At 71.5% G+C, this 21,315-nt stretch carries 19 protein-coding genes; 10 read left to right on the forward strand and 9 right to left on the reverse strand.

Annotation, left to right across the window (positions count from 1 at the left end; all coding sequences use genetic code 11):
* Positions 1 to 117: 117 nt before the first annotated feature.
* Together AB0L45_RS35740 and AB0L45_RS35745 are read right to left on the reverse strand one after the other, a co-directional pair.
* Positions 118 to 534, reverse strand: coding sequence for a hypothetical protein (locus AB0L45_RS35740; RefSeq protein WP_365847631.1), 417 nt, complete (start codon positions 532 to 534; stop codon positions 118 to 120).
* 113 nt (positions 535 to 647) lie between these two features.
* The gene (locus AB0L45_RS35745) at positions 648 to 1,859 is read right to left on the reverse strand and encodes a pyridoxal phosphate-dependent aminotransferase (protein ID WP_365847633.1); all 1,212 of its coding nucleotides are present in this window, start codon (positions 1,857 to 1,859) and stop codon (positions 648 to 650) included.
* Between the two features lie 196 nt (positions 1,860 to 2,055).
* Here AB0L45_RS35745 and AB0L45_RS35750 point away from each other — a divergent pair, with 196 nt between their 5' ends.
* Positions 2,056 to 3,903 (forward strand): P-loop NTPase fold protein, encoded by a 1,848-nt coding sequence (locus tag AB0L45_RS35750; RefSeq protein WP_365847635.1) that lies wholly within the window; start codon positions 2,056 to 2,058, stop codon positions 3,901 to 3,903.
* On the opposite strand, the gene AB0L45_RS35755 is transcribed toward AB0L45_RS35750, so the two are convergent.
* Both AB0L45_RS35755 and AB0L45_RS35760 read right to left on the reverse strand, forming a co-directional pair.
* Positions 3,839 to 5,455 (reverse strand): D-aminoacylase, encoded by a 1,617-nt coding sequence (locus AB0L45_RS35755; protein WP_365847637.1) that lies wholly within the window; start codon positions 5,453 to 5,455, stop codon positions 3,839 to 3,841. The genes AB0L45_RS35750 and AB0L45_RS35755 overlap by 65 nt on opposite strands.
* A 278-nt stretch (positions 5,456 to 5,733) precedes the next feature.
* Positions 5,734 to 7,074 carry an amino acid deaminase gene (locus AB0L45_RS35760; protein WP_365847639.1) on the reverse strand — a complete coding sequence of 447 codons (1,341 nt, stop codon included), beginning with the start codon at positions 7,072 to 7,074 and terminating at the stop codon, positions 5,734 to 5,736.
* 255 nt (positions 7,075 to 7,329) lie between these two features.
* On the opposite strand from AB0L45_RS35760, the gene AB0L45_RS35765 reads away from it, so the two are divergent.
* From AB0L45_RS35765 to AB0L45_RS35785, 5 genes are all read left to right on the forward strand, one after another.
* Positions 7,330 to 8,394 (forward strand): sugar kinase, encoded by a 1,065-nt coding sequence (locus tag AB0L45_RS35765; protein ID WP_365847734.1) that lies wholly within the window; start codon positions 7,330 to 7,332, stop codon positions 8,392 to 8,394.
* Positions 8,391 to 9,158 carry an IclR family transcriptional regulator gene (locus AB0L45_RS35770; protein ID WP_365847641.1) on the forward strand — a complete coding sequence of 256 codons (768 nt, stop codon included), beginning with the start codon at positions 8,391 to 8,393 and terminating at the stop codon, positions 9,156 to 9,158. Before AB0L45_RS35765 ends, AB0L45_RS35770 begins: the two co-directional genes overlap by 4 nt.
* 12 nt (positions 9,159 to 9,170) lie before the next feature.
* Positions 9,171 to 9,581, forward strand: a complete 411-nt coding sequence (locus tag AB0L45_RS35775) for a RidA family protein (RefSeq protein WP_365847643.1) — start codon at positions 9,171 to 9,173, stop codon at positions 9,579 to 9,581.
* Between the two features lie 125 nt (positions 9,582 to 9,706).
* Positions 9,707 to 11,236, forward strand: a complete 1,530-nt coding sequence (locus AB0L45_RS35780; protein ID WP_365847645.1) for a gluconate:H+ symporter — start codon at positions 9,707 to 9,709, stop codon at positions 11,234 to 11,236.
* A 70-nt stretch (positions 11,237 to 11,306) separates the two neighbouring features.
* Complete coding sequence (locus AB0L45_RS35785; RefSeq protein WP_365847647.1) at positions 11,307 to 11,873, forward strand: class IV adenylate cyclase; 567 nt, start codon at positions 11,307 to 11,309, stop codon at positions 11,871 to 11,873.
* Positions 11,874 to 11,939: 66 nt separating this feature from the next.
* Here the strand turns inward: AB0L45_RS35785 and AB0L45_RS35790 are convergent, their stop codons facing one another.
* The 5 genes from AB0L45_RS35790 to AB0L45_RS35810 all read right to left on the reverse strand — a co-directional run bounded on the left by AB0L45_RS35790 (position 11,940) and on the right by AB0L45_RS35810 (position 16,628).
* The gene (locus tag AB0L45_RS35790; protein ID WP_365847649.1) at positions 11,940 to 12,560 is read right to left on the reverse strand and encodes a hypothetical protein; all 621 of its coding nucleotides are present in this window, start codon (positions 12,558 to 12,560) and stop codon (positions 11,940 to 11,942) included.
* 29 nt (positions 12,561 to 12,589) lie between these two features.
* The gene (locus tag AB0L45_RS35795; protein WP_365847651.1) at positions 12,590 to 13,297 is read right to left on the reverse strand and encodes a hypothetical protein; all 708 of its coding nucleotides are present in this window, start codon (positions 13,295 to 13,297) and stop codon (positions 12,590 to 12,592) included.
* Between the two features lie 34 nt (positions 13,298 to 13,331).
* Positions 13,332 to 14,612, reverse strand: coding sequence for a WXG100 family type VII secretion target (locus tag AB0L45_RS35800; protein WP_365847653.1), 1,281 nt, complete (start codon positions 14,610 to 14,612; stop codon positions 13,332 to 13,334).
* On the reverse strand, positions 14,612 to 14,944 hold the full coding sequence (locus AB0L45_RS35805; RefSeq protein ID WP_365847655.1) for a hypothetical protein: 333 nt from the start codon (positions 14,942 to 14,944) through the stop codon (positions 14,612 to 14,614). Before AB0L45_RS35805 ends, AB0L45_RS35800 begins: the two co-directional genes overlap by 1 nt.
* A 331-nt stretch (positions 14,945 to 15,275) precedes the next feature.
* On the reverse strand, positions 15,276 to 16,628 hold the full coding sequence (locus AB0L45_RS35810; RefSeq protein ID WP_365847657.1) for a M14 family metallopeptidase: 1,353 nt from the start codon (positions 16,626 to 16,628) through the stop codon (positions 15,276 to 15,278).
* Between the two features lie 204 nt (positions 16,629 to 16,832).
* Here AB0L45_RS35810 and AB0L45_RS35815 point away from each other — a divergent pair, with 204 nt between their 5' ends.
* The 4 genes from AB0L45_RS35815 (at position 16,833) to AB0L45_RS35830 (ending at position 21,313) form a co-directional block, all read left to right on the forward strand.
* Positions 16,833 to 17,753 (forward strand): serine protease, encoded by a 921-nt coding sequence (locus tag AB0L45_RS35815; RefSeq protein WP_365847659.1) that lies wholly within the window; start codon positions 16,833 to 16,835, stop codon positions 17,751 to 17,753.
* Positions 17,754 to 18,044: 291 nt separating this feature from the next.
* On the forward strand, positions 18,045 to 19,049 hold the full coding sequence (locus AB0L45_RS35820; protein WP_365847661.1) for a hypothetical protein: 1,005 nt from the start codon (positions 18,045 to 18,047) through the stop codon (positions 19,047 to 19,049).
* Positions 19,050 to 19,218: 169 nt separating this feature from the next.
* Positions 19,219 to 19,941: a Flp pilus assembly protein CpaB gene (gene cpaB / locus AB0L45_RS35825; protein ID WP_365847663.1), complete on the forward strand. Its 723-nt coding sequence runs from the start codon at positions 19,219 to 19,221 to the stop codon at positions 19,939 to 19,941.
* 13 nt (positions 19,942 to 19,954) lie between these two features.
* Positions 19,955 to 21,313, forward strand: coding sequence for an AAA family ATPase (locus AB0L45_RS35830; RefSeq protein ID WP_365847664.1), 1,359 nt, complete (start codon positions 19,955 to 19,957; stop codon positions 21,311 to 21,313).
* Positions 21,314 to 21,315: the final 2 nt, after the last annotated feature.

Below are 21,315 nucleotides of genomic sequence, written 5' to 3' on the forward strand. Positions count from 1 at the left end.
CGCCCGCCCCCCCACCGTGAGCCCTTCATCCATCCCCGCCCCCGTGCCCGTCCCCCATCCAGCCCTCACACCCACCCCCCCCCCCCCCCCGTCTCCATCTTCTTGCCGCGCGGCCTCTCAGGCCGTGGCCAGCTCCTGTACGGCGGCGTCGGCCTCGTGGGCCTCCATGCGCTCCGCCGCCAGCGTGGCGGCGGCCCGGTCACCCCGCGAGGTGGCGACCGCCAGGGCGCTGCCGGCCAGCATCCGGGCCCGCCGGTGCAGCCGGGGCGCGCGGGCCGGGGCACCGCCGCCGGTGGGTGCGGCCCGCAGCGGGCGGACCCCGCCGCGCAACCGCGTCACCTGCGCGGCGATGCGCTCGGCGGCGTCGTCCAGCGCGGGGTCGGGCTCGGTGGCGCGCAGCTCGTCGGTGACGGTGAGCAGCGCGGTCAGGTGGCCGGCGAGGCGGATGTCCAGCTCCTCCGCGCGGGAGCGGTGCGGGACGTCCTGGTCGGCGGCCATGGAGTGGACCGACTTGGTGCGGATCGGTTCGTACATGGGACGGCCTCCTGGCAACACTCAACGGCTAGGAGACCATCCTAGCTTAGACTCTGTCTAAAGTTGTGATCCGTACAGTCGGGGTCCGGGTACGGCGTGTCTCCCGGGCGCGCTCAGTACTGCCCGTAGCCGTCCAGGAACCGGCCGATCCGCGTCACCGCGTCCGTCAGATCGTCCTTGTTCGGCAGCGTGACCAGGCGGAAGTGGTCCGGCTCCGGCCAGTTGAAGCCCGTCCCGTGCACGATCATGATCTTCTCGGCGCGCAGCAGGTCCAGCACCATCTGCCGGTCGTCCTTGATCTTGTAGACCTTCGGGTCCAGCTTCGGGAACGCGTACAGGGCGCCCTTCGGCTTGGTGCAGGTGATCCCCGGGATCTGGGTGAGCAGGTCGTACGCGGTGTCCCGCTGCTCCAGCAGGCGCCCGCCCGGCAGCACCAGGTCGTTGATCGACTGGTGGCCGCCGAGGGCGGTGGCCACCGCGTGCTGTGCGGGCATGTTGGCGCACAGCCGCATGTTGGCGAGGATCGTCAGGCCCTCGATGTACGAGGCCGCGTGCGCCTTCGGCCCGCAGACCGCCATCCAGCCGCTGCGGTAGCCCGCCACCCGGTAGGACTTCGAGAGCCCGTTGAAGGTCAGGGTCAGCAGGTCGGGGGCGAGCGCGGCGAACGGGGTGTGGGTGACGCCGTCGTAGAGGATCTTGTCGTAGATCTCGTCGGCGCAGACGATCAGGTTGTGCCGGCGGGCGATCTCGGCGATGCCGCGCAGCAGCTCGTCGTCGTACACCGCGCCCGTCGGGTTGTTCGGGTTGATGACGACGATGGCCTTGGTGCGGTCGGTGACCTTGCGCTCGATGTCGGCCAGGTCCGGCATCCAGTCCGCCTGCTCGTCACAGCGGTAGTGCACCGCCGTACCGCCGGACAGCGAGACCGAGGCGGTCCACAGCGGGTAGTCCGGGGCCGGTACGAGCACCTCGTCGCCGTCGTCCAGCAGCGCCTGCATCGACATCTGGATCAGCTCGGAGACGCCGTTGCCCAGGTAGACGTCGTCGACCGACAGCTCGATGCCCTTGGTCTGGTAGTGCTGCATCACCGCGCGCCGGGCGGAGAGCAGGCCCTTCGCGTCGCCGTAGCCGTGGGCGGTGCCGACCGTACGGAGGATGTCCTCCAGGATTTCCGGCGGGCACTCGAATCCGAACGCCGCTGGATTGCCGGTGTTCAGCTTGAGGATGCGATGACCCGCTGCTTCGAGCCGCATCGCCTCCTCAAGGACCGGACCCCGGATCTCGTAGCAGACGTTGGCGAGCTTCGTTGACTGGATCACCTGCATGCCAGCCACCATACGGGCGCGTAACACGGGCTGCCTGGTGTTTTTGTTCACCTTGCGGGGACCGGCGGTGTGGGGTTGCTCACCCGCCGTCATGGCGCGCGGGGGCGCGGGGAGGCGTACGCGAACGGCCTCCGCGCCCGCGCGCGCCGGCGGTACGCTCCGGGGCACACGACCACGGGGGCGGCATGGGGGCGGCATGGTGACATCCGAGCAACGGCTCGCACTGCTCAACGACGAGCCGGTGGACTCGGCCGGCACCGACCTGCTGGGCGCCGGCCGGGCCGCCAAACAGCTCGCCGACCTGCTGATCGACTCCCGGGCCTCCACCCCGTTCACCCTCGCCGTCGACGCCGGGTGGGGCATGGGCAAGAGCAGCCTGATGCGCCTGGTGGACGCGGAACTGACGTCGGCGCCCGAGGTGCACACCGTCTGGTACAACGCCTGGACCTCGACCGGCGCGGACGCCCTGGAAGGGCTGATCAAGTCGGTACTGATGCGCTTCGACCGCAGGCTGCTGCGGCGGGCGCTGCACCGGGTCTCCGAACAGCGGGCCCTGCTGCGCGCCCTGCGCGCGCTCGCCACCCTCGTGGCCGGCCCGCTGGGCGCCGCCGGCCTGGTCAACGAGTTGTGGAGCAGCCTGTCCGTCAACTCCCAGGCCCGCAACGAGATGCGCGACGCCATCCGCGACCTGGCCCAGGAGTGGGCCGAGAACGCCGCGTACTCACCACGCCGGATGCTCGTCGTCTTCATCGACGACCTGGACCGCTGCCCGGAGGAGACGGTGCTCGCGGTGTGCGAGGCGGTCAAGGTCTATCTGGACGTGCCGGGGCTGGCGTTCGTCATCGGCTGCGACCGGTCGGCGATGGGGCCGAGCGGCCTGCTGCGTGACCTGTCCCCGGCCGGTGCGGCCTTCATGGAGAAGATCTTCCAGACGAGCTACCGCATCCCGGTGGCCGACGGGCAGGGTGTGAAGGGGTACATCGAGTGGTGCGCGCGCACCGCCGGTATCGAGCGCCTGCTGGACGAGCCCCTGGTCGACCTGCTCGCCGAGCGCTCGGCCCGTAATCCCCGCCGCATCAAACGGCTGGTCAACGGCTTCGTCCTGGAAGCCACCCTGAACCCGATGTGGGCGGACCACCCGCCGGAGGCGGTGCTGCGCACCCTGCTGATCCAGTACTTCTACGCCGACTTCTACCGGATGATGACCAGTCCGCCGGGTTCCGACAGTGGTGACGTGATCGCGGACTTCCGCATGTACCGGCGGATACGGACGCTGGTGCGGACATCGGCACCCATCCCCGATCAGGAACGGCCGCTGATCGAAGCGTTCCTGGCGCAACGGGACGTACCGAGCCAGGTGGCGAGCCCCCTCACGATGCTGGAACGGCTGGAGCGCGAACTCCCCACCGTCTTCCCCGAGGTGGTCACCGACGCCGCGTTCAACTCCCTGCTCGACGGCCTGCTCGACCTGCCGCGCTCCGAGAAACTGGTGCGACGACTGCGCGAGGGCGCGCCGGCGCTGGTGGCGGTGGAGCAGCGGGAGCCGGACATCGTGGGCGGAGTCATACCGGACACGCGGACCGGCGTCCTCGCACGGCGCAGAATCCGCTTCCCGGACACCGACCCGTACGCGCCCCTCGCCGGCCGCACGATCCTCTGGGTCGACGACCGCCCCGAGAACAACACTTCCCTGGCCGCCTGGTTCCGGCGGCAGGGGGCGACCGTGGAGATCGCCGTGGACTCCGGGGCCGCCGACGCCGCCATCGCCGCCCGGATGCCGTCACTGATCATCTCGGACATCGCCCGCGGCACGGCCGACCGGGCCGGGTTCTCGCACGTGGCGGCGCTGCGCCGGGAACGGCGCTACACCGGCCCCGTCGTCTTCTTCGCCGGCCGGGTCACGCCCGCCCGCCAGGACATCGCCCGTGAACTGGGCGCGCTCGGCGTGGCCGACGACGCGGACGAGTTGATACGGCTGATCAGCACCGCGTTCGCCGCACCGCCCGCCCCGCCAGCACATCCGTCCGCCGCCCGTCCTCGATGACGAACCGCCCGTCGATCAGGACGTGCGGGATGCCCGTCGGCAAGGTGCGCGGCGCCTCGAACGTGGAACCGGCGCCGACCGTGTCCGGGTCGAAGAGGACCAGGTCGGCGCGGTAGCCCTCGCGGACCAGGCCGCGGTCGGGCAGCCGCAGCCGGGCGGCGGCGCGCGAGGTCAGGTGCGCGACGCACTCCTCCAGCGGCAGCACACCCAGCTCCCGTACGTACGTGCCCAGGTACTTCGGGAACGTGCCGTACGCCCGCGGATGCGGCTTGTGTCCCTGGAGGATGCCGTCGCTGCCGCCGGTGTGCACCCGGTGGCGCATGATCGCGCGGACGTTGTCCTCGTGGCCGACGTGCTGGAGGATCGTGGAGCCGAGCCGGTCCTCGACCAGCAGCCGGCGGGCCGTCGTCCACGGCTCCTCGCCGCGCTCCCGCGCCGACGCGGCGACCGTCCGCCCGACGTACGCCTCCAGCGCCGGGTCCGAGACGCCGGAGATCTCGATGGTGTCCCACTCGATCGGCACGCCGTGGCAGCCGTCCGCGCCCTCCACCTCCATGACGTGCCGGATGCGCGCGGCCGCCGCGTCGTCCCGCAGCCGGTCCAGGATGGGGTCGGGCCCGCCCTCGCTCGCCCAGCTCGGCAGCATGGCGACCAGGGTCGTGCAGCCGGGGGTGTACGGGTAGGTGTCCAGGGTGATGTCGGCGCCGGTCTCCAGGGCGCGGTCCAGGAGGGCGAGGAGTTCGGGGGCACGGCCCTTGTTCACGCCGAAGTTCATGGTGGCGTGGGCGAGGTGCAGGGCGCAGCCGGCCTGCCGCGTCAGGCCGATCATCTCCTCGTACGCCTCCAGCGCGCCCGCGCCGTACGAGCGGTGGTGCGGGCAGTAGTAGCCGCCGTAGCGCGCCACGACCCGGCACAGCTCGGTGAGTTCGGCGTCGTCCGCGTACATGCCGGGCGTGTAGGTGAGGCCGGAGGACAGGCCGACGGCGCCCTGCTCCAGGCCCTCGGCGACGAGCTGCCGCATCCGGGCGGTCTCGTCGGGGGTGGCCGCGCGGTCGTCCCAGCCGAGGGCGAGCATCCGGACCGTGCCCTGCGGGATGAGGTACGCCGCGTTGACGGCGATGCCCTGTCCGTCGAAACCGTGGTCCAGGCGGTCCAGGTACTCGCCGACCGTGCGCCAGCTGAAGTCGATGTCCGAGCCGTCCCCGTTCCAGCCGGTGATCTGCGCGCGGACCTCGGCGAGCGTACGGTCGTCGACCGGCGCGTACGACAGGCCGTCCTGGCCGATGACTTCGAGGGTGACGCCCTGCGCCGCCTTCGCCTCGTGCGACGGGTCGCGCAGCAGGGCCAGGTCGCTGTGCGCGTGCATGTCGATGAAGCCGGGGGAGAGGGCCAGGCCCGCCCCGTCCACGACGCGGGGGGCGCCGGGGCGCGGCCCGGAGTCCGTCTCCCGGCGGATCTCGGCGATCCGGCCGCCGGCGAGGGCGACGTCCGCCCGGTAGGAGGGGGTGCCGGTGCCGTCGATGACGCGTACGCCGCGGACCACGGTGTCCATGACCGAACCGCCTTTCCTGTCGAACACGGCTCTGCCGGACGAGGGCTCGGAGCCGGGCCGCGCCGCGCGGCCATGGCCTGCGGGCCCCGCTCCGGTGACGGGGGGACGCACCGGAGCGGGACCGGGGCGCGCCCGGGGTGGGGCGCGCCGGCCGGGGGCGGGGGGTGCCCCCGGCGTTCGGCGCGGGACTCGGGGGTGGTGCCTCGCGCCGAAGTCGTGCGGCCCTCGGGGAGGGCCGGGATGTTCGGGCCCTCAGGGAGAGCCGCTGTCCGGGCCCGTCAGAAGAACGTACGGACGTAGTCCACGACCGTGCCGTCCGCCTCGGCCACCGGGATCAGCTGCCACTTGTCGAAGGACGTGCACGGGTGCGACAGGCCCAGCCCGACCCAGTCGCCGACCTCCAGGTCACCGGCCCGCTCCGTGGTGACCCAGGCGTGCTGGTCGGACAGCTTGGTGACGGTGACGCCGTCCGCGGGCCGTACGGTGCCGTCCCGGCCGGACCGGACGACCTGGGCCTGCGGCAGGTCGAGGTCGTACGCCGCGTCGCGCTTGCCCGCGTTCAGGAACGCCTGCTCCGGGGTCGGACGGGAGACGACCTGGGACCAGAGCCGGAAGGCGGGCTGCAGGGCGCCCTCGTCGGGCACGCGGTTGAAGGGGGTCAGGCGGCGGTAGTGGCCGTCGTCGTGGGAGACGTACGCGCCGGAGCGCAGCAGCTTCAGCAGCGGCCGGGACAGCTCGGGCGCCTCGTCGAAGACCTCGGCCACCGCGTCGAACCAGGCGCTGCCGCCCGCGCTGAGCACGATCTCGTCCAGGTCGGCGAACCGGCCGGCCCGGTCGAAGGCGACGGTGAGCGCGAGCAGCCGGCGCAGCCAGGCGGTCACCCGCTCGTGCGTCGCGTCGGGCACCTCGCCCTCGTAACCGGCGATGCCGACCAGACGCAGGGTGTCCACGCCCGCCACGGCGTCGGCCAGTTCGACGCATTCGGTGTCGGTGCGGACGCCGGTACGGGCGCCCTCGCCGGCGGCCAGCTCGATGACCACGTCCACCGGGCGGGTGGCGCCGGCCTCGCGCAGCGCGGCGTCCATCAGCTCGATGCCGCGCAGCGAGTCGACGTAGCAGACGCAGTGGAAGCCGGGGTCGGCGTCCAGCTCGGCGGCGAGCCAGCGCAGCGCGGCGGCGTCGACGACCTCGTTGGCGAGGAAGATCCGCTGGATGCCGTAGGCGCGGTAGACGCGGGCCTGGTGGGGGACGGCGGCGGTGATGCCCCAGGCGCCGCGGGCGAGCTGGCGGGCGAAGAGCTGCGGGGCCATGGAGGTCTTGCCGTGCGGGGCGAAGGCCAGGCCGTGCCGCTCGGCGTAGGTCTCCATCAGTGCCAGGTTGTGTTCCAGCGACTCGGCGGACAGGGCGAGGACGGGGGTGGTGAAGCCGCCGGTGAACAGGTTGCGGCGGTCGGCCGCCAGCTCGCCGACGGTACGGCCGTCGGCGTCCGGGGGAAGCCCCTTGAAGCGGTGGTCGACCCGCTCGTCCGCGAGGGTCTTCGCATGCCGCTCGGCGGTGGCTGCGTCGGCGCCGGACGCGGCGCCGGTGGCGCTGCGGTCGGCGTGGGGCGCGGCGGCCATGGGGGCCTCCTCACGTTCTGGTTGCACTCTGTGCAACACCCATTGCGCATATCGCTTACTGCTGTCTAACATCCGAGCCATCGCCGGGTCAATGGTGCGTCCCACGTCGCGGAACGGCTCAACGAGCCCGTACGCAAAGGAGTGCAGAAGATCGTGACCACGTCCAGCAACGTCAGCGCCGACGGCAACGACGCGCCGGACGGCCCCGCGCCCGCCGCCCGGCCGGGCGCCGACGTCGTCTGTCTCGGCGAAACCATGGTCACCTTCATGCCCACCCGGCCAGGACGACTCGCCGACGTACCCTCCTTCGAGCGCGGCGTCGGCGGCGCCGAGTCCAACGTCGCCTGCGCCCTCGCCCGTACCGGCCACCGCACCCGCTGGATCTCCCGCGTCGGCACCGACGGCTTCGGCGACCACGTCCGCGAGGCCGTCGCCGCCTGCGGCGTGGACGTCTCCCACGTCCAGCGCGACCCGCACCGCCCCACCGGCGTCTACTTCCGTACGGCCGGCGAACGCGCCACCGGTACGGAGACGGCGGCCGGCGAAGCCGAGGTGGCGTACTACCGCGCCGGGTCCGCCGCCTCCGCCATGTCCCCCGCACTGCTCGACGCCGACGCCCTGCGCGACACCCGCGTCCTGCACCTCACCGGCATCACGGCGGCCCTCTCCGACAGCTGCCTCGACGTGCTGCGCACCCTCACCGCGCCGGATCCCGGCCGCCCCCTCGTCTCCTTCGACGTGAACTACCGCGTCGGCCTCTGGCGCGACCGCACCGTACGCGGCCCCGGACTCCTCCTCGACCTCGCCCGCCGCTGCGACCTCGTCTTCGTCGGCGCGGACGAGGCCGCGGCCGCCTGGGACCTGCACGGCCCCGACGCCGTACGCGACGCGCTGCCCGAGCCCGCCGTCCTCGTCGTCAAGCAGGGGGCCGACGGCGCCACCGCGTACGCCCGCCAGGCCGACGGCACCGACACGGTCACCACTGCCCCCGCCCTCACCGTCGACGTCGTCGCGCCCGTCGGCGCCGGTGACGCCTTCGCCGCCGGATTCCTCTCCGCCACCCTCCGCGACCTGCCCGTCTTCACCCGCCTCCGGCACGGCCACCTGATGGCCGCCGCCTCCCTCACCGTCTCCGGCGACGTCGGCACACCCCCCTCCCGGGAGCTCGCCGACCACCTTGCGGGCCTCGACCCCACCGCCTGGGGGAGACTGCGACTCGGCCCCGGCTGGACCACCGACGGTGACGTACCCACAGACCGCAGCAGCGGCACCACCAGCCACGGGGTGCACGACCCACGGGTGGAGGTCCGTACACGATGAGTCAGACAGTCGACCGCGCACTGAGCATCCTGCCCCTGCTGGCGGAGGGCCCGGCCAACCTGGAACAGGTGGCGGGCCGGCTCGGCGTGCACAAGTCCACCGCCCTGCGCCTGCTGCGCACGCTCCACGAGCACGGCATGGTCTACCGCCAGAGCGACCAGCGCTACCGCCTCGGCGCCCGGCTCTTCGCCCTCGCCCAGCAGGCCGTGGAGAACCTCGACGTCCGCGAGATCGCCCACCCGCACCTCGTCGAGCTGAACGAGAAGTGCGGGCACACGGTGCACCTCGCGGTGTACGAGGAGAACGAGGTCCTCTACATCGACAAGGTCGAGAGCCGCTACCCCGTACGGATGTACTCGCGCATCGGCAAGCCGGTCGCCATCACCGTCGCGGCCGTCGCCAAGCTGCTCCTCGCCGACCTGCCCGAGCCCGAGCGCCGCGCGCTCGCCGAAAAGCTCGAATACCCCCTCTACACGTCCCGTTCGACACCGCACGCGCAGGCCTTCCTGGCCGAGCTGGCCAAGGTGCGCGAACAGGGCTGGGCCACCGACCTCGGTGGCCACGAGGAGTCCATCAACTGCGTCGGGGCCCCCATCCGCGGCGCGGACGGCCGGGTCGTCGCCGCCATGTCGGTGTCCGCGCCGAATGTCGTCGTCACCGCCGAGGAACTCCTCACCCTGCTCCCGCTGGTACGCCGCACCGCGGACGCCATCAGCCGGGAGTACTCCGGCACCACCCCCGTATCCGGCACGCAGGACCAGTAAGGAAGCCTGACCATGACCGAGAAGACCGCCCTCACCCCGGCCACCCACACCACCCCGCCCGCCAAGTTCTCCCACGGCGTCAAGAAGGGCAACATCCTCCAGGTCGCCGGCCAGGTCGGCTTCCTGCCCGCCGTCGAGGGCCAGGCCCCCACCCCGGCCGGCCCGACCCTGCGCGAGCAGACCCTCCAGACCTTCGCCAACGTCAAGGCGATCCTCGAAGAGGGCGGCGCGACCTGGGACGACGTCATGATGATGCGCGTCTACCTCACCGACGTCGACCACTTCGCCGAGATGAACGAGATCTACAACGCGTACTTCGAGGGCGAGGGCCTGAAGGAGGCGCCGGCCGCGCGTACGACGGTGTACGTCGGCCTCCCCAAGGGCCTGCTCATCGAGATCGACGCCCTCGCGGTGCTGGGCTGACCGGGACGACCCGTTGCCGTTACCGCCGCTGAACCCGCCGCACGGTGCGGCGTCCCGTACGCCCGGGGCGCCGTGCCGCGGTCCCCCCTGCCTGGAACCACCCTGTCTGACAACGGAGTCGTCACATGGTCCACGCTGCTTCCGCCGCTGCCGCGGCCCCCGCCACACCACCGGCACCACCCCACACCGGCGGCCTGCTGGCCCTCATACCGGGCACCCCCGGCCTCCTGACCGTCGCCGCCCTGGGAATCCTGCTCCTCCTCTTCCTCATCATCAAAGTCCGCCTCCAGCCCTTCGTAGCGCTGCTGGGCGTCTCCATAGCCGTAGGCCTGGCAGCCGGCCTCTCCGTGACCGAACTCTTCGGCACCGTCCAGAAATCCTCCCTTCCCTCCCTCATCGAGAGCGGCATGGGCGGCATCCTCGGACACGTCGCCATCATCATCGGCCTGGGCACCATGCTCGGCGCGATCCTCGAAGTCTCCGGCGGCGCCGAAGTCCTGAGCGCGCGCCTCCTCGGCCTCTTCGGCGAACGCCGCGCCCCCCTCGCCATGGGCCTGACCGGCCTGATCTTCGGCATCCCGGTCTTCTTCGACGTCGGCATCTTCGTCCTGGCCCCCATCGTCTACGCAGCAGCCAAACTCCCCCAAGCACCCGACAAGCTTGGTGCAGGGGGAATCCCCACCGGCAAATCCATCCTCCTCTACTGCATGCCGCTCCTCGCCGGCCTCTCCATGACCCACGCCTTCCTTCCGCCGCACCCCGGCCCGGTCGCCGCCGCCGGACTGTTCAAGGTGGACCTCGGCTGGATCATCCTGATGGGCGTCGTCTGCGGCATCCCGGCCGTCCTGGCCGCCTGGGGCTACGCCGCGTGGATCGGCAAGCGGGTCTTCGTCCCCGTACCGCAGGACATGGTCGAGGCGGCGGAGGAGGCCCGCGCCGCGGTGATCGCCGAACAGACCGCAGCAGGCGTGCAGCCCCACGAAAAGCCGGTCGCCCTCGGCACCGTCCTCACCATCATCGGCACCCCCCTCGTTCTCATCCTCCTCGCCACCTTCTCCTCCATCGCCCTGGCCCCCTCCACCCTCCGCTCCGTCGTCGAATTCTTCGGCAACCCCTTCGTGGCCCTGACCATCGCCCTGCTCCTGGCCTACTGCCTCCTGGGCATCCGCCGCGGCTGGTCCCGCAAGTCCCTGGAGACCGTCTCCACCGCCTCCCTGAAGCCGGTCGGCAACATCCTGCTGGTGGTGGGCGCGGGCGGCATCTTCGGCGCCGTCCTCAAGGGCAGCGGCGTCGCCGACGCCCTCTCCGACACCTTCCAGAACGTCGGCCTGCCCGTCATCCTGCTCGCCTGGCTGGTCTCCGTCGTCCTCCGCGTCGCCCAGGGCTCGGCAACCGTCGCCATCGTGACCACCGCCGGCATCGTCCTCCCCTTGGTCGACGGCCAACACCTCTCCCAGCCCCACCTCGCCCTGATCATCATGGCCATCTCGGCCGGCTCGATCTTCGCCTCCCACGTCAACGACGGCGGCTTCTGGATGGTCGCCAAGTACTTCGGCATCTCCGAACGCGACACACTGAAGTCGTGGACGGTACTGGAGACGGTGCTGTCGGTGGTGGGATTCGCGGTGGCGGCGGTGGTGAGTCTGGTGGTGTAGTTCAGCTTCTCCGACGACCGAGTCCCGCGTGGCCGAGGGCGATCGTACGGTCTGATGACGGGGGAGTCGCATGATCGAGGCCGAGCTGAAAGCGTGCGTACGCGAACCGGCGTTCGTGCGCGCGCAATTGGAGCGGCTGGCGGTCGGACGTGACGAGGTTTATCGGGACACGTATTTCGATACCCCGGACGCGACCCTGGAGACGGGAGACCGCGAGCTGCGGCTGCGTACCGTGCACAGTGCGGACGGCACGCGGTCGCTGCTGACGTACAAAGAAGCGCGGGTCGACGAGGTGTCGGGGGCGAAGCCCGAGTACGAGACGCGTGTCGGCGAGCCGGAAGCCGTCCGGGCCATGCTCCGTGGTCTCGGTCATGTCGAGGCGATCGCCTTCGAGAAGCACTGCCGGAATTACGAGTTCACCGCGCGCGGGCGGAAGATGCTCGCCACGCTCGTCCGCGTTCCGGAGATCGAGGGGACTTACGTCGAGCTGGAGACGCAGGTGACGGATGTCGAGGAATTGCCGGGCGCTCTCGCGGATGTGCGGGCGGTTCTCGGGGATGTGGGTGTCGGGCCGGGTGACCTGACGACCGAGATGTACACCGATGCCGTTCGGGCTCGGCGTGCCGAGGGAAGGTGACGGCCGGGGCCCGTCGCAGTGGAGGCCCCGGCCCGCAGAGCGTCGTCCGGGGGGAGAAGGCGAGCCCTAGCGCCGCTTACCCACGAGGCCCGCCTGCTCAGCCCGTGCCAGGCGCTCCGGGTCGGCTTCCTCGCGTGCGCGCGCCGCCTTGTCCTGTTTGGCGATCTCCAGGAACAGGGCTTCCTCGGTGCCGGGGACGACGAGGATGCCGCCGAAGGCGAGGTCGCCCGCGACCCACGCGCCGTTCTCGGTCTCCTTCGGCCAGCGGCGGCGGCCCACCACGTTGACGGCCCGGACCCAGGGGGCCGGGCCCTGGGTGCCGCCGCTGATCTTCAGGGTGAAGGTGGTGCCGTACTTGGACCAGTCGTCCGCGTCCTTCTTCGTGACGCGCGGCCGGAATTCCAGGGGGTAGGTGCGCAGGACCGCACGCAGCTTGCCGAGGCGGGTGGTGAACACGAAGCGGTAGAAGGTGAAGAGGGCGAGGAAGACCGCGACGACGGCGAACAGGCCGAGGAACGGGGAGTCCCAGGTTCCGGTCCGGGTCAGCACGATGGGTACGGCGACCAGTACGGCGATGATCACCAGCCGCAGCACCAGGTCCCCGAGCAGGCGCCGGGTGGCGCGGCGCAGGACGCGGTCGACGTCCACGGGGGCGGGCGGGGCCGTGGCGCGGGATGCGTCGGTCAAGGTGGTCTCCTCAGGCTTTCCGGTCCGGTTCATCCGAAGATGTCGCGTACGGTGCCCCCGGCGGGGTTCCGCCCGGCGGGCTCTTCCTCCTCGGGCCCCTCCGAGTGTGCCGGGTCGGTGAAGGTCAGTGTGGCCGCCGTACCGAGGAGTACGTCGCGGTAATCGGCGGCCAGTTCCACGGCGGCGGTCACCAGCTGCACCACGACGATGTCGGGCACGCCGGTGCCGGTCACGGCCACCGTGCCCTGCCAGACCGTGCCCTGGGGCGGGCCTTCGGTGCCTTCCGGCGGCCTGCCGGGGGCCGTGGTGCGGCGCTCGGTCTCGGAGAGGAAGCCCAGGCCGCACGGCAGCTCGACCGGGGTCAGGGTCTCGCCCGCGGGGCGCTCCTCCGGTGCTCCCAGCAGGCCGACGAGGACGAGTTTCGGGTCCACGCCGGTGACCGGGACGGTGGACACGGTCAGGACGGAGAAGGAGATGCCGCCCTCGCCGTCCGGGTGCAGGCCGATCGCGCAGCCCTGCACCTCCTGGTCGTTGAGCAGCGTCAGGATGCCCGCGTAGAAGCGGAACGCGCTCTCGGCCCGGTCGCGTACGCCGTCGGGCAGCGCGCGTACCTGGGCGGCCAGGTCCTCGACGCGTTCCAAGGACGGGTGGAGGTCCAGCTGTACATAACCGTCCGGGAGGCCGTACCAGAAGGCTGGGCGGGGCTCGGCCGCCGGTTCGGCGAAGGTGCTGTTCATGAAGTGACCGCCCTCCGGCGCTCGTCAGGGCGGCTCACGCGATCCCCACCAGTCCGGCGATGCCGTGCAGGGTCGCGGCGGCCTTCGTGCTCTCGGCGGCGTTGTGCCCGGCGCCTTCCTTCGGCAGCCAGCCCAGGCTCTCCGCCGAGGAGGCGAGGTTGGCGGTGACGTTGACGCCGTTGGCGCCGATCTCCGTGACCCGCTTCGCGGCTTCCCGGCCCCCCGCGCTGAACGCGGCGGCACCCTCTTCGGCAGCCGCTGTCGCCTTGCCGGAGAAGGCGGGCACGATCTCCTTGGCGAACCCGGAGACCTGCTCGGAACGGGAGACCGCCACGCCCCACCGTTCGGCCGTCACCGATGCCTCGAAGACCTCCTTGCCGGCGCGTCCCAGCGCGCCGACGCCGGGGATCATGCCGACGGTGTCGCCGGCCAGCGAGGCGTAGGCGGCGAAGGTGTCCCAGCCGCCCTTCTCGCCCGCCAGCGCGGCTCTGAACTCCGGATCGGAGAGGTTCTTGGTCATGGACGCGGCGCTGGCCACCACCGCGATACCGGCGAAGAGCGGCGTCAGCGGGGTGGGGAAGAGCGCCAGCAGCCCGGCGATGGCACCGATGGTGCCCGCGTGCTCGTACAGGAACGCGCCGACGGCCTTGATGCCGTCCCAGATCGCGTTGACGGCCTTGGACAGCCAGCCCGGCTCCTTGGGGGCGAGCTTGTCGGTGGCGCCGTCGAGTTCCTTGGCGACCGTCTCGGCCTGGTCGGCGTGGGTGGTCTCCAGCCGCTCGGCTTTGCTGATGACGTCGTTGTAGGAGCTGTTGGCGTTGTTGAGCGCGGTGGTCGCCTCGTTGAGGCTGCGCTCGGCCGCCCGCAGCCGCTGCTCGGCCGCGTCCGCCTCCGCCTGGGAGGGGAACTGCTGACCCGCCAGCTTGAGGTCGGGGTGCTGTGCTGCCTGGGAGCGGTGCGCGGCGGCCCGGTCGGCGGCGGCTTTGCGTTCGCCCGCCTCGTCGTCGTACTTGCGCGCCAGGTCCCGATGGGACGTCAGGTCCCCGTCCCAGACCTTCAGTTGCGCGGAAGCCTTCTCCAGGGAGCGCGCGGCATTTTTGATATAGGTCGGCAGTTCGCCGTCGAGTGCCTCGCGGAATGCCTTGGCCGCATCGCCCTGCCAGTAACTGCTCTCGCCGATGAGCTGCTGAATCTGCTGATGGCAGGAACGCAGTGCGGTGGCCGCCCTGGTGACTTTCTGCTGCAGTGCGGTGACTTCGGAGGGTATGCCGGGTACGGGATTCCAGCCGAGGTGCGGGTAGGGGTTCGCCGCCACTACTTGGCCCCTCCGTTCGCGCCGGCGGAGGTCGCTTTCTGCGTGATCTCCTTGAGGGCCGATTCGAGTGCCTTCTCGACCTCTTCGTAACCCTTCTTGTTGGACTTCACGCCTTCGCTTATCGCGTCGATCATCTTCTTGGTCTGCTCGGAGCCGTACTTCCAACGCTCCTGGAACCCGTCGCACGCCTCGTCCAGGCGCTGGGTGCCGATCTGGTCGGACCGTACGTGGGCGAGGGCCGCCCGGGCCTCGTTCAGTTCCCGTACACAGCCTTCGAGGGTCTTGAGAAAGGCCCCCAGCTGGTCCGTGTCGGTTGCGAAGTGCTCCCCCATGGAACGCGGAACTCCCTAGCCGTTGATCGCCGCAATACGGACAAGGGGCGAAGTCCCGTACCAACGCGCACGAAGGTGAACCGGAGCCGGGAATTCGCCGTAGGGGCACCTTACATTGCGGGGAAATGGCTGCCCTCTCCGGCTTTATTGATCTTGTTCTGGGGTGCTCTTCGCCGGGGTAAAGGGATGGTATAGCGGGACTTGTCGCGGCGCTGCGGCAACAGGGTTACGGATACTTGCGCAAGCGTACAAGTATCGGAGTCCGTGGCCGGCCGGTGCGTCGCCGGGACCGCGGTGACAGCCGCGGCCCCGGTGAACGGCAGGGATCACCTCACCCCGTCTTGCAGTACTGCGCCTCCTTCCCGATCGACCGGTACATGCAGTCGCTGTTCTCCAGGAGCTGCAGCACCGCGTCGCGGTTGCGGGAGGTCTCGCGGGTGATGACCGAGTCGCGGGGGTAGAAACCGCCCTGGCCTGCCGAGGAGGGGTACATCTCGAAGGTGTAGGCGAAGATCTTCTGGTTGCCCCAGAGCCAGTCGTCGATGGAGCCGTCGGTGATGTAGAGATCGCTGGACTGCTCCGGTGTGTAACCGTTGCTCGCCGCCATGGACTTGCCCACGGCGGCGAAGGCGTCGCGGTCGTCCTGGGTCATGCCGGGTGCGGTGTCGTTGTAGGTGTACCCGAAGGGCCACAGGACCAGTTCGCTGTACGTGTGGAAATCGATGGCGGTCCTGATCTGCTGGGTGCCGCCGACGACCCGGCTGCGCACGAAGTCGGCGACGACCTTGACCTCGGGGGCCGAGGCGGGGGCCCGGCCGCGGTAGGTCTCGGAGCCGGTGCTGCCGGAGGAGCCGCCGCAGCAGCCCCACTTGTAGTCCCAGTTGCGGTTCAGGTCGGTGCCGACGTTCGCGGAGCCGGTGTTGGGCTGCCGGTTCTTGCGCCAGCTGCGGAAGGAGCCGGTGGCGATGTCGTACGCGCCGCCGTCCGGGTTGACGTCCGGGATCACCCAGATCTCGCGGGAGTCGAGCATCTTGGTGACGCGCGGGTCGCTGCCGTACTTCGCCGTGTAGTCGTTGAGCAGGTAGAGGGCCATCTCGACGGTGAGGTGTTCGCGCGCGTGCTGGTGCGCGGTGAAGAGGACCTCCGGTTCGTTGTCGTCCTGGGCGACGTTCTTGCTGAGCTTGAGGGCGAGGATGTCCCGGCCCTCGTAGGTTTTGCCGATGACGCGCTTGCTCAGGATGGCCGGGTACTTGGCGACGAGCGCGTTGATCTCCGCGGTGGCCTCGGCGTGGTTGTGGTACTTGCCGTAGCCGGAGGGGAAGTCCTTGACGCGGTCGCCGGTGCCCGACGGGGGCGCGGGCAGGGCCCGCAGCCGGTGGCCCAGCTTGCGTACGAGGGCGGCCTGCGCGGTGTCCGCGGTGATGACGACGGTGCGGCCGTGCACCTCGTCGATGGACACGCCCGTCGAGGCCAGGGCGGTGCGCTGGGCGGCGGTGGCCAGGCCGGTGATCTCGTACTGGCGGGGTGTGCCGGTGTCCGCCGCCGTGGTACCGGCGGCGACGGTGCTCGTGGAAGTGTCCTGAGGAGGGGATTCCTGCGCGCGGGCGGCGAGGGGTGCGGCCAGCGCGAGGGAGACGAGTGCGGTGAGGACGGTGGTCCGTCTGCCGCGTAACCGTGGTCGCATGGTGTGACCTCCGTGGGGGTGTGAGGCGAGCGACGGCGCCAGTGTTTTGCCTTGGCATGGCTCGGTCAATGGCTCGCGTTGACGCAAACACGCCAAATTCCCGCCGGTTTCCGGAAGATTGTTGCCAGGGGCCTGTGCCGCCCCAACAATGCGCACGACAAGTCCGGCCCCTCGCCGGACTCACCAGTGTGAGAGGACCCCCACATGAACAGACCTCTCGTCGGCGCCCTGGCCACCGCTGTCCTGAGCGCCACGGCGCTCATGGGCGCCGGCGGCACGGCCAACGCCGTCACGACGGCGGACACGACGGACCGGGGTGCGGCCCGGACCGCCGCGGCGCCGCAGCTCCAGGCCGTGCCGACGGCCCCGGCCGCGGCGCAGGCCAAGGGCAAGGCCGTGAACTTCGCGGGCACCGTCGCGCTCAGCAACTGCTCGGGTTCGATCGTCCGGATGCCCACCTCGACCGACAACGATCCGGCCCTGGTCATGTCCAACGGCCACTGTCTGGAGAGCGGCATGCCCGAACCGGGCGAGGTCGTCGTCGACCAGCCCTCCAGCCGCAGCTTCACCGTGCTCAGCGCCTCGGCCGGCAACCTCGGCACGGTACGCGCCACCAAGATCTCGTACGCGACCATGACCGACACCGACGTGTCGTTCTACGAACTCTCCTCCACCTACGCCCAGATAAAGCAGCGCTACGGCATCAAGGCGCTCGACATCGCCACCACCCACCCGGTCAAGGGCGCCGCCATCACCGTCGTGTCCGGGTACTGGAAGAAGACCTACTCCTGCAACGTCGACGGGTTCGTGCACCAGTTGAAGGAGGGGGGCTACGTCATGAAGGACTCGGTCCGTTACACCTCCGCCTGCAAGACGATCGGCGGCACGTCCGGCTCGCCGGTCATCGACGTGGCCTCCGGCAAGGTCGCCGCCATCAACAACACGGGCAACGAGAGCGGCCAGCGCTGCACGATGAACAACCCGTGCGAGATCGACGAGAACGGCAAGGTCACCGTCCGCAAGGGCATCAACTACGCCCAGCAGATCTACACCGTCCCCCAGTGCTTCGGCACCGGCAACAAGCTGGACCTGGGACGGCAGGGGTGCGTGCTGCCCAAGCCGTGACGGCGGGAAGCACGGACGGCCCCTGAGCCGTAGGACGTGAACCGGCCGCGTGGTGCTCCGGGCGCCGCGCGGCCGGTCGTCTTCCGTAGGCATTCCGTACGCATTCCGTGCGCACACGGCGCACTGCCGTGCGTACCGGCCGCACGGCAGCCCGTGAGATGCCAAGACGGGCGCCCAGTACCCCAGAACGTGTTCTCCGGGGCGGAACTCGCCGATAAGGTGCTGAGCCAACAGCAGTGCCGACAGCGCCAACAGTGCCGACAGCGCCAGCAGCGCAGTGGGGGACGCGACGTGCCGACCGCGATTGCAGTCACCAGTGCCGACCTCGCGCTGCCCGCCACCGACCGGCAGACCCCGGCCGCCGTGGTCGTCCGGCCCCCGCACGCCCAGTCGCTGGACGAAGCGCTGACCGAGCTGGGCGCGGTGCTCGAACACCACGGTCATCTCGTCGCGCTGTACTCCACCGCCTGCCCGCCGGACCACGTCCGCCGGCTGCACACCCTGCGCGCGGTCCTGGAGAGCGACCGGTTCGCGATCCTGCCGATGGACCTGCCGCCGCTCGGCCTGGCCGTACTGGCCCACCAGCTTCGCCAGTTGTCGCTGTGCGACTTCAGCCCCGGCCTGCTGGCCTGCGCCGCCCGTCTGCTGGCGCACTACGTGCACGCGGGCGCCCTGCTCGGCACCGTCGCGCGCCTCGACAGGGTGCCGACGGACCTCCGTTCCCACCTGCGGTCCTGGGTGCCCGGTACGCACTTCGCGGTGCTGGCCAACCCGGAGCCGCACCTCGTCCACCTCGACCGGCACGCCGAGCGGGCCGCCGACGCCGGCCTGCGCCCGCCCGGTTTCGCCACCCGCCTCGCCTGCGCGCGCGGGCAGTCGTCCGGCGAGTGGGTCGACGGTGTCCTGGCGCGCTCCTGGCAGGTGCAGGGCACGTACGAGGTCCCGCTGCCCGCCGAGTCGGCGGTGTGGTGGGGCACGCACAAGGTCACCGAGTTCGCGGCGGCCATCCCGGATCTCTCGGTGCTCTACCAGCTCGTGGCGTCCGTACGGAGAGAGGAGTGCCGCTGGTGCGGTCTCGAACTCATCGGCGACCGGTGCGCGTTCTGCAGCGCGCCGACCGCCGTACCGGGCGCGGGCGGCGGGCGGCGTGCGGACGGACCCGCGCGCTCCCTGACCGGGCCGGACGCTGCCACGCCCGCCTCGTCCCTGCTGCGCCGCCGGGGCCTGGCCCCGGTCTCACCGGGCGGCGTCCCCGGACCCGAGCCGGGGCGGCGGACTGCCGTACGGGCACGCTGACCCGCCCCGTACCGGGCCCGCCCGGCCCGTGCGCACCGCCCTGCCGACGGCGGCTCCACCGGACCACCCGCCCGGTGCGACCGCACCGACCGCGACCGCACCCACCGCGACCACGCAGCGCCGTCCGCCCCGCCCCCGCCCGTACCGATCACCACGAGGTCCCGCACTCATGAACTCACGCCAGCGCCGCGGAGTGATCCTGCTGCTCCTGTCGGTCCTGTGTGCGCTCGGCGCGTTCGTCGGCGTGCTGTCGGTGATCCGCGACGTGGAGTCCAAGGTCGGCCCGGAGCGCACCGCGTACCGGCTGAAGGCGGACGTGGCCGCCTACCAGGCGCTCGACCCCGGGCAGTTCGAGAAGGTGGACATACCGGAGCGCTGGCTGCCGTCCACCGCCGTCACCGACCTGGCCCGGGTCCGCGGCAAGATCGCCGTGACCCCGCTGCACAAGGGCTCGCTCCTCCAGGACGACATGGTCGTCGACCGCCCGGCGCTCAAACCCGGTCAGCAGGAGATCGCCATCATGGTCGACGCGGCCACCGGTGTCGCCGGAAAGATCAACCCCGGAGCCCGGGTGAACATTTACGCCACCTTCGAGGGCAAGCGGGCCACCGACAGACCCGTCTCCAAGGTGATCGTGGCGAACGCCCAGGTCATCGACCGGGGCAAGCTGACCCCGCTGGAGACCAAGGACCCCGGTGACACCCGCTCCTCCAGCACCCGCCGCGCCACCGACGCCGTACCGATCACCTTCGCCCTGAACACCCAGGACGCCCAGCGCGTCGCCTACGCGGAGTCCTTCGCCACCCACGTACGGCTCGCCCTCGTCGCCCCCGGCACCGAGTCCGGCGTCCCGCCCGGCGAGCGCACCTACACCCTCGACGGCGACAAGTGACCCGGAGGCACTGGTGACCATCCGCATCCTCCCGGCAGTCGGTGACCCCGACGCCGCCCGCGCCGTGTCATCGCTGCTCAGCCAGTTGCCGGGCGCCGAGCCCGCGCCCCCGGTCGCCGACTCCACGGCGCTGGCCGACGCGCTCGACCGGGCCGCGTCCCGGGCCGCCGCCGACGCCCCGGAGCTGCCGGGGCCGCCGGCGGCCGTGGACGAGCTGCCCGAGGTCGTCCTCGTGCACGAGCGCATCGGACCGGTGCCCGCGCTGGAGCTGATCCGCGACATCGCGCTGCGCTTCCCCGCCGTCGGCGTCGTACTGATCACCACGGACGCGGGGCCGGCCCTGTTCGCCGCCGCCATGGACGCGGGCGCGCGCGGCATCGTTGGGCTGCCGCTCAGCTACGACGAACTGGCCGCCCGGGTGCAGGCCGCGGCCCAGTGGGCATCAGGCGTACGGGTCCACCTGGGCGGCGGGCACGAAGCGGTGTCCGGGCCGGCCGGCACACTCGTCACCGTCACCGGCGCCAAGGGCGGCGTCGGCACGACGGTCACCGCCGTCCAGCTCGCGCTCGCCGCGCGCGCCGCCGGGCGCAGCGTCGCGCTGGTGGACATGGACCTCCAGTCCGGTGACGTGGCCTCCTACCTGGACGTGCAGTTCCGCCGGTCGATCGTCGACCTCGCGGGCATCCAGGACATCTCCGTACGCGTCCTCCAGGACGCCGTGCACGCCCACCACACCGGCCTCGGCCTGCTGCTGGCACCGGAGGAGGGGGAGCGCGGCGAGGAGGTGGACGACCGGGCCGCCCGTACGGTCCTGGCGGCGCTGCGCTCGCGCTACGAGCTGGTGGTGGTGGACTGCGGCTCCCAGATGCAGTCCGCCAACGCCGCCGCCGTCGAACTCTCCGACACCGCCCTGCTCGTGACGACCCCGGACGTGATCTGCGTACGGGCCGCCAAGCGCCTCGTACGGCTCTGGGACCGGCTCCAGATCCGCAAGGCGGAGGACACCACGACCGTCGTCAACCGCCTCACCCGTAACACCGAGATCCAGCCGCCGCTGGTCGGCAAGGCCACCGGCACCCACGTCGCCCGGACCCCCGTACCGGCCGGCTTCAAGGAGCTCCAGCCGTACGTCGACGCCGGCCGGATGCAGGACCTGGACGCCCGCTCCACCGTCCGGCAGGCGCTGTGGGCGCTGGCCGGGGAGCTGGGCCTGGTCGACGCGCCGGCCGCGGCACGGCAGGGACGGGGCAGCCACCGCGCCCGTACGTCACTGACCGGACGGCGCCGCAAGGCGCTGACGGCCGGGCCCGCGGCGGGTGAGCCGGGCGCTTCGGGAGCCTTCGGCCCGGCCGGCCCCTACGAGGAGGGCTGAGG

Origin of the sequence: Streptomyces sp. NPDC052496 (genome assembly GCF_040679095.1) — a bacterium.
GTDB lineage: Bacteria > Actinomycetota > Actinomycetes > Streptomycetales > Streptomycetaceae > Streptomyces.

Bases quoted from the DNA above. Each gene is read 5' to 3' on its own strand.
- AB0L45_RS35740 (WP_365847631.1), bottom strand. From the start codon at position 534: ATGTACGAACCGATCCGCACCAAGTCGGTCCACTCCATGGCCGCCGAC.
- AB0L45_RS35745 (WP_365847633.1), bottom strand. From the start codon at position 1,859: ATGCAGGTGATCCAGTCAACGAAGCTCGCCAACGTCTGCTACGAGATC.
- AB0L45_RS35750 (WP_365847635.1), top strand. From the start codon at position 2,056: ATGGTGACATCCGAGCAACGGCTCGCACTGCTCAACGACGAGCCGGTG.
- AB0L45_RS35755 (WP_365847637.1), bottom strand. From the start codon at position 5,455: ATGGACACCGTGGTCCGCGGCGTACGCGTCATCGACGGCACCGGCACC.
- AB0L45_RS35760 (WP_365847639.1), bottom strand. From the start codon at position 7,074: ATGGCCGCCGCGCCCCACGCCGACCGCAGCGCCACCGGCGCCGCGTCC.
- AB0L45_RS35765 (WP_365847734.1), top strand. From the start codon at position 7,330: ATGGTCACCTTCATGCCCACCCGGCCAGGACGACTCGCCGACGTACCC.
- AB0L45_RS35770 (WP_365847641.1), top strand. From the start codon at position 8,391: ATGAGTCAGACAGTCGACCGCGCACTGAGCATCCTGCCCCTGCTGGCG.
- AB0L45_RS35775 (WP_365847643.1), top strand. From the start codon at position 9,171: ATGACCGAGAAGACCGCCCTCACCCCGGCCACCCACACCACCCCGCCC.
- AB0L45_RS35780 (WP_365847645.1), top strand. From the start codon at position 9,707: ATGGTCCACGCTGCTTCCGCCGCTGCCGCGGCCCCCGCCACACCACCG.
- AB0L45_RS35785 (WP_365847647.1), top strand. From the start codon at position 11,307: ATGATCGAGGCCGAGCTGAAAGCGTGCGTACGCGAACCGGCGTTCGTG.
- AB0L45_RS35795 (WP_365847651.1), bottom strand. From the start codon at position 13,297: ATGAACAGCACCTTCGCCGAACCGGCGGCCGAGCCCCGCCCAGCCTTC.
- AB0L45_RS35805 (WP_365847655.1), bottom strand. From the start codon at position 14,944: ATGGGGGAGCACTTCGCAACCGACACGGACCAGCTGGGGGCCTTTCTC.
- AB0L45_RS35810 (WP_365847657.1), bottom strand. From the start codon at position 16,628: ATGCGACCACGGTTACGCGGCAGACGGACCACCGTCCTCACCGCACTC.
- AB0L45_RS35815 (WP_365847659.1), top strand. From the start codon at position 16,833: ATGAACAGACCTCTCGTCGGCGCCCTGGCCACCGCTGTCCTGAGCGCC.
- cpaB (WP_365847663.1), top strand. From the start codon at position 19,219: ATGAACTCACGCCAGCGCCGCGGAGTGATCCTGCTGCTCCTGTCGGTC.